Source organism: Pedobacter sp. KBW01, from assembly GCF_003852395.1.
GTDB lineage: Bacteria > Bacteroidota > Bacteroidia > Sphingobacteriales > Sphingobacteriaceae > Pedobacter.
This window is the reverse complement of the sequence record NZ_QAJQ01000009.1, coordinates 61286-75518: the sequence shown is the minus strand read 5'-3', so window position 1 is coordinate 75518 and position 14233 is coordinate 61286. Positions and strand designations below refer to the sequence as shown.

The following is a 14233-nucleotide window of genomic DNA, read 5'->3' as shown; positions in this document are numbered from 1 at the left end:
ACAACAACATGAAAAATTACCAATTACTCCCGATAGTGGTATTCAGCTTTTTAAGCTTAAATTTATCTGCCCAGCAAAAGCAAACCGACCCCAAAAGTTTTCACGGAGCAGTAGCAACAGCTAAACATTATAAAGCGGTTTATCAGCTCAACACTGATGATGACAAAAAAATAATGGGTACATTAAAGAATATTGCGAATTCACTTGAAGACCCGCGTTTAAAAGGAAAACTGGAGCTTGAACTGGTTGTACATGGTGCTGGTGTAGCCGCATTTAAGAAAGGTTCGGCATACGAGCAGCAGCTGCTCGCGCTGCAAAAGGCAGGCGTAATTCTGGCAGAGTGCGAAAACACGCTGAGGGAGCGAAACATTTCAAAAGACGAACTCTTTGATTTTATTTCTTTTGTTCCCAGTGGAAATGGAGAGCTCATCATCCGTCAGCAGCAAGGCTGGGCCATTATACATCCTTAAACATACCATGTCAGCTATCATAACTAACACTCCCATTAAAGGTGCCAAAGCAAAAGCTGGTACGACTATAAAGACATGGGTTAGGTTTGCAAAAAACAATAAATGTACGCATGATCGCTTTCATCCTCCTGGCACCCGCAATGTGGCATGTGCATTTCCATATCAACATCAATTAAAAACAAAAAAGGATTTAACTTAAATCGCAATATTTTTATAAATACCTCATTTTTTTCATTTCAAATGATATATTTGCAGCACAAACCCAGGTGGCGAAATTGGTAGACGCACCATCTTGAGGGGGTGGCGCTGGCAACGGCGTGGCAGTTCGAATCTGCTTCTGGGTACAAGGAGTTTGGTTTTTACCAAACTCTTTTGTTTTTTATAGCAAGGTAACGGCCTGGTAATTCGACCAAATATTGCTCACCGAAGCTAAATAAAGCCTTAAGCAGGTATCACTAGCGTTTTTACTGCATTAAGATTGCCAGTCAAGCTGGCAATGACGGATAGTGTAAAGGAAATTTAAAAAGATGTGTCCACACGATAACTTAAAGAGCGGAAACAATTATTTACAATTCTATTTTTAACCCATCATAAGCCAAACGGATCGAATCAGGCAGATTTTGCTCCACATCGGCATGTTTACCCAGGTTATGGCTAATGTGGGTAAGGTAAGTTATCTCTGCGCCCACTTTCTCTGCAAATGCCCTGGCCTCGCCAAGCGTAAAATGCGAAATATGTGCCTCGTTTTGCAAAGCGTTAATCACCAATATTTTCGTGCCTTTAATTTTTGCAAAGCTTTCTTCCGAAACTGTTTTGGCATCGGTAATGTAAGTAAAGTCGCCAATGCGGTAGCCACTAATGGGCAACAAATGGTGCATCACTTCAAAAGGCGTTATGGTAGTCTCTCCTATTTTAAAATCTTCATCATTGGTTACCGTATGCAGGTTAATCTGTGGTAAACCGTGGTATTTCTTTTCGGCAAAAATGTAGTAAAACTCCCTTTTTAATGCAGTTTGTACCCTTTCGGTGGCATATACATCAATAACTTTGTGCAATAAATAATTAAAGGGCCTGATATCGTCTAAACCTGCAATATGGTCTTTATGTTCGTGCGTAAACAAAACCGCATCGAGGTTTTCAACTTTCTCGCGCAAAAGCTGGTAACGAAAATCAGGGCCACTATCTACCACAATGGTTTTATCGGCCGTTTCAATTAAAATAGATGTTCTTAAACGGTTATTCCGCTTATCTGTTGAACGACAAACGTCGCATTTACAAGCGATTACGGGAACGCCTTGTGATGTACCTGTGCCTAAAAATGTGATCTTCAAATTGCAGTTATAAAAGTGAACGGGCTATTTTGCTGCAATTTAAAGCTTTTTATTTAAATATCACTTTTGGAGCAACACCTGTCCATGATTTTGGCAGTTTATCTTCTTTAACATTAAACAGTCTGGCCACAACCAGCGCAGTATTTTTATTGCTGTTGTAAAAATCGGCTAAACCCAATTGCTTTATTTTAGGTCCAACTGCAGCCCAGGGCACCTGCATTTCGCGCATGCTTGTACCTCCATGTCCTTTATTTATACCACCATGATCGGTAATGAGTAGAAAGTGAGTATTCTTAAACAGATCTTTCGCCTGCAAGGCCTTAATTAAATCGCCTACTGCAACATCGGCCTTTTCAACCGCAGCAATATATTCGGGACCCATCCAACCGAAACCATGGCCGGCGTGATCGGTGTGCACACTGTACAGGAAAACCAGCGTTGGGTTCTTTCTGTTCGCATCCATAAAATTAACGGCCTTCTCATAATTTTGGGTATAGGCATCCTTTTCTTCAAAAGCCGATTCGTCCAGGTATTTTTTATTCATCGAATTTACCAGCTCCAGCCAGTTCCAGTAATAGGCCGTTTTAACATTGGGCACCTGCTCTTTCAATACCTTAAATATTGAAGGATAATAACCTTCCGCATCTTTATCTATCGGTTCGAGTTCATGCTTGGCCACCGTCCAGCTGTTATTGGTTACACCATGCTCTTCTGGCCCCGATCCGGTCAAATGGCTGGTCCAGTTGGGTAATGTTACTGATGGCATTACCGGTCTTGTAGTTACCGAAATAACCCCATCGGCAAAAAGCTTATCGATATTGGGATGCTTAATAGCTTTATAACCTTCGGCGCTAAAACCATCAAAACCAATAATAACTACCCGCTGCGCTTGCTGTGCGGTAGCTCTGCCCATTGCAGCAATTAATAAAACGGCTAAAAATGTGTGTTTAAAGAGATTCATTTTTTCTTGTTCTGGTGAATGTCAAAACTAACGATTACAAAACAAAATAAGTAAACAAAATTTAGTAAAACTAAACGGAAGAATAATATTTTTACATTGGAAGCTTGCGTAACAGCCTATATGTTAAAATAATTCGGTTTGTTGTAAAGAGAGGTAAAACTGACGCTGTTTTTCATCCAGCAGGTTTTCATCGGCAGTAGTTTGTTTTACCAGCGTTACCAGGGCAGCAATTTTACCTTCCAGATTGGAGAACTTGTTTACCACAATTACTTTATTGTGTTCTAACAGGCATGATCCGGTTCTGAAATTTCCTTTTTCGTAACGGACTTTATAACCCATTGCAAAAAGTAAGGTTTCTAATTTCTCTAAAGTATTGTTGGTAAGTGGCAATGACATTAGAACAAATGTAAACAATAAGAAATAGTTTGCGGCGAATAAATGGTTAATTATTTTAACTGGTTAATTGTGGGAGGGTGTTCGATAAAGGTTAACAAATTTAAATCATAACTATAAAAAGATTAATGATAAAAAATAAGAGATGCTGAAATAAATTCAGCATGACGATGGAGGACATGGAATGGTGAAGGTCCTTCGACTCCGCACAGAATGAAAATGTAATCGGATTGGCATAACGCATAAAAAAAGGTTCAGCTGTTTCCAACTGAACCTCCAGGTTTCATCCCGCATTTGCGGAGATAACAATTATCTTAAGTCTACCACTTCAACACCAGGATATTTTTTGGCATCGAAAGCGAAGGTAGTTTCTGGTACATTTACATTTGGCGAAAAAGTTCTCACGTTGTAAGTGTATTTGTTTCCGTTTTTATCGAACAATACTACATTAGCAATTTGCTTAGCGGTTTTATCGATGCTTAAACGCACTTTAAAGATCGATTTTTTAGCATCAGCCGGCGTTAAATCAATCATTTGGTAAGTTTTAGCCCCTGCTTTTTCTTCACCAGTGTACACGTATTTAAATCCTTTTTCGTAAACCGTAAAAATTTTAGCAGGGTTAATGGCATCGCCACTGTTATCTACGTTGCTTACCTGTACTTCTTTATCTTTTTTAAGGTAAGTCCATTGGCTTTTGCCATCGCTAAACAACTCCTGGTTGGTCATAGCCACTTTATACTTGTTAGAGTTGGCTTTAACATATAAGGTACCTTGCTGGGTTTCTTTTACTTTAGCTTTTGGATTATCCAAAGTGAAAGTAAAATCTGTTTTAACTACATTGTACGATTTGTATTTCTTGCTTACCTCAGCTAAAATCTCTTTAGCTTTCGCATCAGTTTGAGCATAAGTTGATGTTGTAAAAGCAACTACAACCATTAATGCTGAAATTAATTTCTTCATCTTTTCTTTTTTAATTTTCTTTCTTTTGTAACGTTAGAGTAGATTTTTTGGTATTGGTTTAATCTAATCTTTGTTATCCATACTATTCAAGAATTGTTCCAAAGAATATTCGTCGGGATATAAAACTTCGCGGGCCTTACTTCCTTCAAACGGCCCAACAATTCCGGCAGCCTCCAGCTGGTCGATAATGCGGCCGGCACGGTTGTAGCCTAATTTCAGTTTACGCTGAATTAATGAAGTTGAACCCTGCTGGTGCATTACAATCAGCCTCGCAGCATCTTCAAAAAACTTATCGCGCTCATTCGGGTCAAAATCGGCCTTGCCACCCTCACCTGCTTCATCTATATATTCTGGCAACTGATAAGCATCTGAATAACCACGCTGGTTACCGATATACTCCGAAATACGATCAACCTCTGGTGTATCAACGAAAGCACACTGTAGCCTGATTAAGTCGCTACCCGTTGATAAAAGCATATCTCCACGACCAATCAGCTGATCGGCACCACCGCTATCGAGAATGGTACGCGAATCGATTTTTGATAAAACCCTAAAGGCTAACCTTGCCGGGAAGTTGGCTTTAATGGTACCAGTAATAATATTTACTGATGGACGCTGCGTTGCCAATACCAGGTGAATACCAATGGCACGGGCCAGCTGAGCCAAACGTGCAATTGGCGCTTCTACCTCTTTACCGGCCGTCATCATTAAATCGGCAAACTCATCTACTACCAAAACAATAAATGGTAAGAAACGGTGACCATTATTTGGATTCAGCTTGCGCTTGATAAACTTATCGTTATACTCTTTTAAATTTCTTACCTGTGCATCTTTCAACAAATCGTAACGCTGATCCATCTCAATACAAAGCGAGTTTAAAGTATTTACTACTTTCTTTGTATCGGTAATAATGGCATCGGCCTCGCCCGGTAGTTTAGCTAAAAAGTGCCTTTCAATACGGTTAAAAAGGGTTAACTCTACCTTTTTCGGATCGACAAGTACAAATTTTAACTGTGCCGGGTGTTTCTTAAATAAAAGCGAAACCAGGATAGAGTTAATACCAACTGATTTACCCTGCCCTGTTGCCCCTGCTACCAGTAAGTGTGGCATTTTAGCCAAATCGGCAATAAATACTTCGTTACTGATGGTTTTACCTAAGGCAATTGGTAAATCCATGGTGTTTTGTACCCATTTCTCCGTATTTAAAATGCTGCGCATCGGCACCATTTCAGGGTGCTGGTTTGGCACTTCGATACCAATTGTACCTTTACCCGGCATTGGTGCAATAATACGGATACCTAAAGCAGCCAGCGATAGGGCAATATCATCTTCCAGGTTCTTGATTTTCGAAATCCGCACACCCGGCGCCGGGATAATTTCGTAAAGTGTAACGGTTGGACCAATTGTAGCCTTAATTTTATCAATTTCGATATTGTAATGGTTAAGGGTTTCTACAATTTTATTTTTATTGGCTTCCAGTTCTTCGGCATTTACCGAAATTTTGTTGGTACCGTAGTTTTCCAATAAATCAACCGTTGGGTATTTGTAGCCCGATAAATCGAGCTTCTCGTCATAATTACCAAACTGTTCTACCAAATCATCCGATTTAATTTCTTCTTCTGTTTTCTCGATGGTAAAAGCAGGTTCTTTTTCTTCTTCTACAGTAGGCTCAACAACCAAAGGCATGGCCGCTGCTGCTGCTGCACCGGCTAATGGCAAGTTGGTAGCCAAAGGCGATAAAATTACCGGAGGGGTTACTTCTTCTTCGGGTTCTTTTTCTTCGAAACGGCTAGGCTGTAAGGTTACATTTTGTGGTTTACGCTCATTGCCAAGTGGCTTTTCGCGCACCGGAAATTCAATGGGTTCTGAAGGCTCTTCGTAAACATTTTCTCTGCCTGCATGCTGCGACCTCACTTCGTTTACAAAATCAGGTACTTCCGAATCGAGGTATACTTCTTTTTCTTTACGCTCAGGGAATTTAAAATCGATGTTATAGGCAATAATTAAAATGGTTAAACCGGCAAAGGCAATTAAACCTGCAACACCGGCAGCACCAATTTGCGCGGCCAATAATTTATTGCACCAGTAACCAAATTCACCCTCGAGGTAATGAGGCGATTCTGACCAGAAACTGTGTGCAAAACCTAAGGTTAGTGAAATAAATAACAAAAAGAAAAAGCTGTAGCCTAATGTTTTTGAGATAGAAAGGATTTTAACTTTAAACAATAAGCGGTAGCCAATAATAAAAAAGGCTAGTACAAATAAGAATGAGGCAATACCGAACCACTCGTAAATAAACTGGTGCGATAGTAAAGCACCAAATTTACCCAGCCAGTTTTGCACTACCGGAGTGGTTACCCCTGCATTTTTTAGTTCTTCGGCTGTTTTAAATAAATTTCCCCAACCGCCATTTGCATCTATTACATAACTCTGGTCGTCCTGCCAGGTAAATAAATAAGAAGTAAAGGCAATTAAAAAATAAAGGGAAAGGATTACAAAGAACAGTCCCAAAATCTTTACTGCACGTCCATCCGACAGGTCGAAACGGGGCAGAAACTCCCTTTTTTCTTTTGGCTGGCGGTTTGATGTCCCTCTGCCCGATGCATTTTCAGCACCTTTATCTCTGAATGTGTTCGTTTTAAACTGATTACCCCTTGCCGACATTTTCTATCCTAAGTATTTTTTGATCAACAAATATAAAATAACTGATACGAGTTTTCTATTCCCCATTAAATTAAATAAAAATATTCGTTGGGATATTAAACCTTAAACAAAAAATATAGTCTATTATTTTAACAACACGCAAGTTGTTACGTTTTATCATAAATGAAACGGATTTTGTTTTAGGTTTTATCCCGTTTGACCTGGAGAGGTGAGACGGGATTTTTTATGCGCTTAGCTTTTAAAGCAATACATTTAAAATCGCTGTCAACAAACCATAGGAACTTTTTAATTTCTGCAAAATATCAAATGAACGGTGTAGACACCGCCCAAGACACCCGTTTAGTGGTAGGTGCCCTCACCCACTTGATAGACCTTTGAATTTTTTATTCATTTTTAAACAGTTTCTTAGAAAATTAGATAATTATTTATTTTTTGTTAATTTAAGTCGATTTTTTATACAATACTATGGGTATAACGCAGCTAGAAGAACAAATTGAAGCCGGCAACTTAAATGCTGTAAAGGAAATTTTGGTACAAAACCCCAGATTGGCCGTTACCGATACATCGCACCACATTTCGCCATTATTATTGGCCTGCTATTATAAAAAGCAGGAGATTGCCGATTTAATTGCAGAATTTGTTGATCAGCTTACCCTGTTCGAAGCCTGCGCAGTTGGTAAATTTGATGCCGCTACCCTATTGATTTTTCAAAAACCCGAGAGTGTTAACGAGTTCTCGGATGATGGCTTTACACCGCTGGGCCTGGCCTGCTATTTCGGGCATGAAGATTTAGCCCGCTTTTTGGTATTAAAAGGTGCTGATGTAAATTTAGCTTCGAAAAACGGATTCAATGTTTTCCCCATCCACTCGGCGGTTGCGGCAAACAATTTTAACATTACCAAAATGCTTTTAGAAGCCGGGGCTTACCCTAACGTTTGCCAAAAAGCTGGCCTGGCACCTTTACACACTGCTGCGCAACTGGGCAATATTGAGCTTATTATTTTATTGCTGGAGCATGGCGCCGAAGTTTCGTTGCGCATGGAAGGCGGAAAATTACCTGCCGATTTAGCTGCAGAGAAAGGCTTTAACGAAATTGCTGAAATTTTGAGAGACGACGATTAAATTAGTTTTCAGTTACCTATAGTAGAAAATAGCGAACTTAGAACTTCAAACTGCGTATTGGAAACTGCAAACTATGAACTGAGAGCTGCAAACTATGAACTGAGAGCTGCCAACTGAAAACTACTCCCAAACCCTTAGCCTCATGCGCTTCATATAGGTTCTGATGTCCAAAACCACGGCTGCCAGAAAATAAAATAGTATGGGAAAACCTACAGCCAAAAAAGACGAGTAAATAAAAAACAGGCGGACTTTTGCTGTGCTCATGTGTAGCTTGTTAGCCAGATAAGTAGAAACACCAAAACTCTGCTGCTCAAAATAGGTTATAATTCTTTGAAACATTTTAAGCTTATTTTAACACGCTTTAATTATCATATCAACAGATAAAATAATAAATAACCAACGCTATAACATTGGTTTTCTTATTCTAATTTATAAATAATAATTGGTTAAACAGGTAAAATCGGTTTCTAATTATTCTAAAATCAGCTTTTCGAAATCCTGTTTATCTTCATGTTTGATAAAAAGAATCTGCTGTTCTTCCAGTCCTGAAAATTTCTTAACCAGTTCGGCCTTAAATTTATGCAGGTCAACGTCTTTATCCAGAATAACCGTTAAGGCATCAGCATTGCCCCTAACTTCTATAATCTGATTAGGATAAAGTTCTTTTAATTCGTGCGGAAATTCCATAATTATAAAACGGTTAGGGTAAATCTTTTTGTTTAAGCCTGTTTTAAAATCTTAATACCAATACCACAAGTTAAACATTTTTTCTGGTCGCAATATTGTTTTTTCAATTGTAAAATACCTTGCGATGCAAATGCACTTTCAATTTGAACTCCTGCTGCCAAAAATTTACTTTTTATAGCGTTTTCTTCGGCGGACAAACTTTCTAATAATTTTATTGCCCTGCTCTGGTAAAATGGGGTATCGGTGTATTTTCCATAGGCAAATAAAAACAAGGCTACCGTATTTAACAAAATATTATCAACAGATGTTTTACCTAATTTGTGTTTTTACGCCCTCAGCTTCCTTTTTAAAATGATAGTGCGATTTCCAGTAATCGTTTACGGGCAATGCTTCGAATAAAGTATGTAATTCGACAACCTTTCTTATTTCGATAATTTTAGAAAAAAGGTGATTGGATTTTAAAATTAATGTGGCAAATTGTGCCAGCCTGATGGTTGGAAAATTCTGTGGCCGCATGCACATAAATTTCCAGATGGATATTTCGAGCGGCTTAATGTTGTATTTCTTTTCCAGAAACTCAAATTCGGCTTTTAATTTTTAAGGATAGGCTCCGGTAAACTGATCTTTTAAAAACTCGGCAGCACCAAAAACCAAAGCCTCAATTTGCAAGGGATTATCTTAGTGTTTGGCATAAATGTTTTGTGGAACGGCCTTGGCAACCAGTTCAAAGGGTAATGCATTTACCTTAAAGCCAAAGTTCCGTGCCATAAAGCGATAAAAAGTTTCATCCCAATCGCGATTCAATTCGCTCAATGTTTCGTTAATAGCGCTGGTTTTCTCTTCAAAACGCGCTACCAGTGTTCTGGATAAAAATGAATCGACAATTAAACGGCCTACACACTCAATCTGAGCCACACAAGGGAAATCGGTTAGGGTTAAAAAAAGGTTTTCGTATTTGCTGATTAAACTGGCTGCAATCCGGTTTTTCAGTGCTAATACTGGCAGTACAGTACCATCTATACGTTTAATCTCTATGTCATGCTCATAAACCACATGGAGAATTACATTTCCATAACTATGATCTTTGTGGTGGTTGTGTTTTAACCAATCAGACGATTTGAGGTGTATTTCGACACTTCCGGCCCAGAGGTATTGCCAATCTTAATTTTGGCATGGTAAAAATCGGGGTCTGCATTTCTGTTCAGTAATCCGGGATTGATGATTTCCAGTTTTTCGCCATCGCAGGTTTGCAGCCCGTTGTTATCAAACGATCTGAACTGCCATACGTAATGAAGAAAATCTTCCGGAAAATTCATTATTGAAGATAATTAATTGATTTCGCTAAAACTAACTTATAAGTTTAATTTTAATGCCCGAAAACCCGTATGTACTTACCTCTAAATAGATTGCTTCGTCGTTCCTCCTCGCAATGACGTAAGTTCTTCGTCATTGCGAGCCGATTTTTCATCGGCGAAGCAATCTAATATAGTTAACATAAATTTTTAGAGACCGAATAATAAAATTACACCAATTCAGCCTCAATCAATATCTGCTCCATTTCTTTTTGCAGTTTCAAGGCTTCTTCTCTTGCCCTTTCAGCAAAATCTTCGCCCTGGCTGGCATAAATAATTCCTCTCGATGAATTGATAAGTAAGCCACATTGTGCATTTAAACCATATTTGCATACTTCATTTAAATCGCCTCCCTGTGCACCAACGCCAGGTACCAAAAGAAAATGGTTAGGTGCCAGTTTGCGTACATCGCCAAATGCTGCACCGCGGGTTGCGCCCACAACATACATCATTTGCTCATCAGTAGCCCATTGTTGCGATGTTTTAAGTACCTTTTCGAAAAGCCTGTCTTCACCAATTTCCTGCAATTGGAAATCGGCATGACCAGTGTTTGAAGTTAAGGCCAAAAGAATAACCCATTTATTTTCGAAAGTTAAAAAAGGAGTTACCGAATCACTTCCCATGTAAGGGGCAACGGTAACCGAATCGAAACTCATTTCGGAAGATGCGGCATTAAAAAATGTTTCTGCATACATGGCCGAGGTGTTTCCTATATCGCCACGCTTGGCATCAGCAATAGAGAAAGTATCTTTAGGTATATATTTCCAGGTTTCGATCAAAGTTTCCCATCCTTTTTTACCATAACACTCATAAAAGGCGGTATTGGGTTTGTAGGCCACACATAAATCCTGGGTTGCATCTATAATCTGCTTATTGAATTCTAAAATCGGATTTTCATATTTCAACAGGTGTTTAGGGATTTTATCAAGGGCTGAATCTAATCCTACACATAAAAATGAACGTTTTTTTTGAATTTGCTCGAAAAGTTGTTGCTTGGTCATATATGGGCTTATTTGCTGCAAATATGAAGATTTTTAAGTTTTCCGGACAACAAAAATATGCCAGCATGAATTATTTTTATAAACATTTTAAACTTTTGCTTGCAGATTACGTTTCAAATACATACAATTGCAACATAATTTCTCAATCGTTTATCTGAATATCCCAGAAAAATTTATCAAGATTTATTTTTTGTTACCATTTTTTAAAAGCAAAATTTGCTCTTTATTCAGCTTATAAACAATATAAAACAATTTGAGTATTTTCTAAAATAAACTCAATTAGGTTTTATAGCCATAAGAATTTATATACAATGAAACAGTTTGGCTTACCTTAACAGAAATATTTTTAGGCCTGCATAGATTTTATAACGGCATATGTGCGTTATAAGCAAATGAAAAATTTCTTGAAACATATATATTTAGAATGTTCAGCAAAACAGAATTAAATGATAAGCTCACAACAGAATTGCGTGAGCTGGCAAAAACCTATGGCATTGAAGGTGCCGACTCCCTTAGAAAAATAGACCTTGTTGAAGTACTTTTACACCAACAAGAAATTATAAATGCCGCTAAATCAGCTGGCGACCCTTACAGTGAAGGCGAACCGGTAGCGGCTAGCCCTGCACCAAAAGCTAAAGCTGCCAAAGCAGAAAAAGCACCAAAAATTGCAGCTGCAGCCGCCGAAGCAGCCGCAGTTACTCCCGAAAAACCGGTAAAAAAGAGAGCGAGGTTGCCTAAAGATGAACCTGCAATAGCTCCGGCAAGCAGAAAAAGAGAGTCTGTAACCCTTTTTGATGAACCACAACACCAACCAGAACGTCAGCCTGATCGTATTTTTGAAGCAGAAGAAAGTGTAAAACCCATTTCGGCTTTAATTGAAGAAAGTGCAGAAGTACTGCCTGTTGCACCAAAGGTAAAACAAGAGCCAAAAGAAAAGCAGGAGAAACAGGAAAAACCACAGCGTGATGAAAACCGCCCACAGAAACAACCGGGCGGAGGTAGCCACCATAAAAACGAAAACAGCTATTCTAACCTGGATTTCGATAACGTAATTACAAACGAAGGCGTATTGGAAATTATGCCCGATGGTTACGGTTTCTTACGTTCGGCAGATTACAACTACCTTACCTCTCCTGATGATATTTATGTATCACAATCGCAAATTAAACTTTTTGGATTAAAAACCGGCGATACCGTAAAAGGTAGCATCCGCCCACCAAAAGAAGGCGAAAAATATTTCCCATTGGTGCGTGTAGAAACCATTAATGGCAGAATCCCTGCTGATGTGCGCGACCGGGTTCCTTTTGATTACTTAACTCCGCTTTTTCCAACTGAAAGATTAAATCTGTTTACGGATACGAACAACTATTCGACCCGTATTATGGATTTATTTACCCCAATTGGTAAAGGGCAGCGTGGTTTAATTGTTGCACAACCTAAAACGGGTAAAACCAATTTATTGAAAGAAGTTGCAAATGCAATTGCCAAAAACCACCCTGAAGTTTATTTAATTATCCTTTTAATTGATGAGCGTCCGGAAGAGGTAACTGATATGGCTCGTAGTGTAAGAGCAGAAGTAATTGCTTCTACTTTTGATGAGCCTGCAGAACGCCACGTTAAAATTGCCAATATTGTACTGGAAAAATCTAAACGCTTGGTAGAAAGCGGTCATGACGTGGTAATTCTATTAGATTCGATTACGCGTTTGGCAAGGGCTTACAATACTACTGCTCCGGCATCGGGTAAAATTTTATCGGGTGGTGTTGATGCAAATGCTTTACACAAACCAAAACGTTTCTTCGGTGCTGCACGTAACATCGAAAACGGTGGTTCTTTAACCATTTTAGCTACTGCATTAACAGATACAGGTTCTAAAATGGACGAAGTAATTTTCGAAGAATTTAAAGGAACAGGTAATATGGAGCTTCAGTTGGATCGTAAATTATCTAACAAACGTATTTTCCCTGCAATTGATATTACTGCTTCGAGCACACGTCGAGACGATTTATTACACGACAGGGATACGCTGCAACGTGTTTGGATTTTACGCAACCACCTTGCCGATATGAACAGCCAGGAAGCTATGGAATTTGTTCAATCTCAAATAAAAGGAACAAAAAGCAATGAAGAATTCTTAATTTCGATGAACAGCTAAAAAAGGTAAAGTGTAAGATGGTAAATGGATAAGGTAACTTTCCATCTACCATCTTACATATTACATCTTCCATCCTATGAAAAGGCATATCCCTAATGCGATTACCTGTGCTAACCTTTTTTCGGGCTGTATCGGAATCGTTTTTGCATTTAAAGGCGATTTACAAACCGCAGCTTACTTCGTTATTTTTTCAGGGATTTTCGACTTTTTTGATGGTATGGTTGCCCGCTTGTTAAATGTTAAATCGGCTATTGGCAAAGACCTCGATTCTTTGGCAGATATGGTTAGTTTTGGCTTTTTACCGGGCGTAATTATGTTTCAGCTACTGAAATTAAGCGATTACCCTTCGGAATATCTGCCCTATCTGGGCTTTATAATTACTGTTTTTTCGGCGTTACGATTGGCTAAGTTTAACAACGATGCCCGCCAAACAGAAGATTTTATTGGCTTAAACACCCCAATGAACACTTTGTTTATTTGCTCGTTACCTTATATTGCGGCTGATTATCCGCAGGTAATTTATTCGGGCATACTGCTGATTGCCATTACAGCCATAACCAGTTTTCTATTGGTAAGTGAAATCAGGATATTTTCTTTAAAATTCAGTGACCTGAGCTGGGCCAAAAACAAAATCAAGTTTATCTTTTTGATACTATCGGCTGTGTTGATTGCTTTCTTAAAATTTGCAGCAATACCATTTGTACTGGTACTTTACATTGTCCTATCGCTACTTTACTTTAAAGATAAACCAAAGTTGGAAAAAAATTAATCAGCTGCCCCCTCGTAGTTTCTTTCTCAGCCTATCTATTTCTGCTTCAATTAGTCCTATTAATAGTAGCACTACGCGCTTTTAAAGTTGTTATATCGGTTTGTATACTGGCTAACGTGGTTCTATTTTGAGCTTTTTGCTCTATACCCTGCACCAAATCTCTAACATCGTTGCAACCTATATAAGTAAAAACAGGCTTAATTTTATGTGCATATCGGGCCACTTTATCCCAATCCTCATACACTAAAGCTTGATCCAATTCTTCAAGATAAACTGGCAGTTGTGTTAAAAAAGTTTCAAAAACGGCTATTAATACTTCCGCGTCATCGCCTACCATATTTATTACATACGAAAAATCTAAAACTCGT

The 14233-nt window shown here is 38.7% G+C and carries 14 protein-coding genes, 1 tRNA gene and 1 pseudogene; 5 read left to right on the top strand and 11 right to left on the bottom strand.

The window, feature by feature from the left end; genetic code table 11:
* Positions 1–8 precede the first annotated feature (8 nt).
* A complete protein-coding gene (locus tag DBR40_RS10150; protein ID WP_124559638.1) occupies positions 9–470 on the top strand; it encodes a DsrE family protein in 462 nt (153 codons plus the stop codon).
* A gap of 260 nt (positions 471–730) precedes the next feature.
* Positions 731–814 (top strand) — tRNA-Leu (locus DBR40_RS10145).
* 222 nt (positions 815–1036) lie between these two features.
* Here the strand turns inward: DBR40_RS10145 and DBR40_RS10140 are convergent.
* From DBR40_RS10140 to DBR40_RS10120, 5 genes are all read right to left on the bottom strand, one after another.
* On the bottom strand, positions 1037–1801 hold the full coding sequence (locus tag DBR40_RS10140) for an MBL fold metallo-hydrolase (RefSeq protein ID WP_124559637.1): 765 nt from the start codon (positions 1799–1801) through the stop codon (positions 1037–1039).
* A 49-nt stretch (positions 1802–1850) separates the two neighbouring features.
* The gene (locus DBR40_RS10135; RefSeq protein ID WP_124559636.1) at positions 1851–2762 is read right to left on the bottom strand and encodes an alkaline phosphatase family protein; all 912 of its coding nucleotides are present in this window, start codon (positions 2760–2762) and stop codon (positions 1851–1853) included.
* 123 nt (positions 2763–2885) lie between these two features.
* Positions 2886–3158: a hypothetical protein gene (locus DBR40_RS10130; RefSeq protein WP_124559635.1), complete on the bottom strand. Its 273-nt coding sequence runs from the start codon at positions 3156–3158 to the stop codon at positions 2886–2888.
* Between the two features lie 306 nt (positions 3159–3464).
* Positions 3465–4115 (bottom strand): LolA family protein, encoded by a 651-nt coding sequence (locus DBR40_RS10125; RefSeq protein ID WP_124559634.1) that lies wholly within the window; start codon positions 4113–4115, stop codon positions 3465–3467.
* A 63-nt stretch (positions 4116–4178) separates the two neighbouring features.
* Complete coding sequence (locus tag DBR40_RS10120; RefSeq protein WP_124559633.1) at positions 4179–6779, bottom strand: FtsK/SpoIIIE family DNA translocase; 2601 nt, start codon at positions 6777–6779, stop codon at positions 4179–4181.
* 465 nt (positions 6780–7244) lie between these two features.
* Between DBR40_RS10120 and DBR40_RS10115 the strand changes: the two genes are divergently transcribed.
* Complete coding sequence (locus DBR40_RS10115) at positions 7245–7901, top strand: ankyrin repeat domain-containing protein (protein WP_124559632.1); 657 nt, start codon at positions 7245–7247, stop codon at positions 7899–7901.
* Positions 7902–8021: 120 nt separating this feature from the next.
* Here the strand turns inward: DBR40_RS10115 and DBR40_RS10110 are convergent, their stop codons facing one another.
* The 5 genes and pseudogenes from DBR40_RS10110 to pyrF form a co-directional block, all read right to left on the bottom strand.
* On the bottom strand, positions 8022–8240 hold the full coding sequence (locus DBR40_RS10110; RefSeq protein ID WP_124559631.1) for a PspC family transcriptional regulator: 219 nt from the start codon (positions 8238–8240) through the stop codon (positions 8022–8024).
* Positions 8241–8372: 132 nt separating this feature from the next.
* The gene (locus tag DBR40_RS10105) at positions 8373–8588 is read right to left on the bottom strand and encodes a hypothetical protein (RefSeq protein ID WP_124559630.1); all 216 of its coding nucleotides are present in this window, start codon (positions 8586–8588) and stop codon (positions 8373–8375) included.
* A gap of 32 nt (positions 8589–8620) precedes the next feature.
* Positions 8621–8785, bottom strand: coding sequence for a hypothetical protein (locus DBR40_RS27005; protein WP_233603855.1), 165 nt, complete (start codon positions 8783–8785; stop codon positions 8621–8623).
* Positions 8786–8897: 112 nt separating this feature from the next.
* Positions 8898–9904, bottom strand: a pseudogene (locus DBR40_RS10100) (DUF2851 family protein).
* Between the two features lie 206 nt (positions 9905–10110).
* On the bottom strand, positions 10111–10941 hold the full coding sequence (pyrF, locus tag DBR40_RS10095; RefSeq protein ID WP_124559629.1) for an orotidine-5'-phosphate decarboxylase: 831 nt from the start codon (positions 10939–10941) through the stop codon (positions 10111–10113).
* A gap of 424 nt (positions 10942–11365) precedes the next feature.
* Between pyrF and rho the strand changes: the two genes are divergently transcribed.
* Positions 11366–13096, top strand: coding sequence for a transcription termination factor Rho (rho, locus tag DBR40_RS10090; RefSeq protein WP_124559628.1), 1731 nt, complete (start codon positions 11366–11368; stop codon positions 13094–13096).
* 76 nt (positions 13097–13172) lie between these two features.
* Complete coding sequence (gene pssA, locus DBR40_RS10085) at positions 13173–13865, top strand: CDP-diacylglycerol--serine O-phosphatidyltransferase (RefSeq protein WP_124559627.1); 693 nt, start codon at positions 13173–13175, stop codon at positions 13863–13865.
* A gap of 46 nt (positions 13866–13911) precedes the next feature.
* Here pssA and DBR40_RS10080 read toward each other — a convergent pair whose 3' ends face one another.
* Positions 13912–14202: an Hpt domain-containing protein gene (locus tag DBR40_RS10080; protein WP_124559626.1), complete on the bottom strand. Its 291-nt coding sequence runs from the start codon at positions 14200–14202 to the stop codon at positions 13912–13914.
* Positions 14203–14233: the final 31 nt, after the last annotated feature.

Bases quoted from the DNA above. Each gene is read 5' to 3' on its own strand.
- DBR40_RS10150 (WP_124559638.1), top strand. From the start codon at position 9: ATGAAAAATTACCAATTACTCCCGATAGTGGTATTCAGCTTTTTAAGC.
- DBR40_RS10135 (WP_124559636.1), bottom strand. From the start codon at position 2,762: ATGAATCTCTTTAAACACACATTTTTAGCCGTTTTATTAATTGCTGCA.
- DBR40_RS10130 (WP_124559635.1), bottom strand. From the start codon at position 3,158: ATGTCATTGCCACTTACCAACAATACTTTAGAGAAATTAGAAACCTTA.
- DBR40_RS10125 (WP_124559634.1), bottom strand. From the start codon at position 4,115: ATGAAGAAATTAATTTCAGCATTAATGGTTGTAGTTGCTTTTACAACA.
- DBR40_RS10120 (WP_124559633.1), bottom strand. From the start codon at position 6,779: ATGTCGGCAAGGGGTAATCAGTTTAAAACGAACACATTCAGAGATAAA.
- DBR40_RS10115 (WP_124559632.1), top strand. From the start codon at position 7,245: ATGGGTATAACGCAGCTAGAAGAACAAATTGAAGCCGGCAACTTAAAT.
- DBR40_RS10110 (WP_124559631.1), bottom strand. From the start codon at position 8,240: ATGTTTCAAAGAATTATAACCTATTTTGAGCAGCAGAGTTTTGGTGTT.
- DBR40_RS10105 (WP_124559630.1), bottom strand. From the start codon at position 8,588: ATGGAATTTCCGCACGAATTAAAAGAACTTTATCCTAATCAGATTATA.
- pyrF (WP_124559629.1), bottom strand. From the start codon at position 10,941: ATGACCAAGCAACAACTTTTCGAGCAAATTCAAAAAAAACGTTCATTT.
- rho (WP_124559628.1), top strand. From the start codon at position 11,366: ATGTTCAGCAAAACAGAATTAAATGATAAGCTCACAACAGAATTGCGT.
- pssA (WP_124559627.1), top strand. From the start codon at position 13,173: ATGAAAAGGCATATCCCTAATGCGATTACCTGTGCTAACCTTTTTTCG.
- DBR40_RS10080 (WP_124559626.1), bottom strand. From the start codon at position 14,202: ATGGTAGGCGATGACGCGGAAGTATTAATAGCCGTTTTTGAAACTTTT.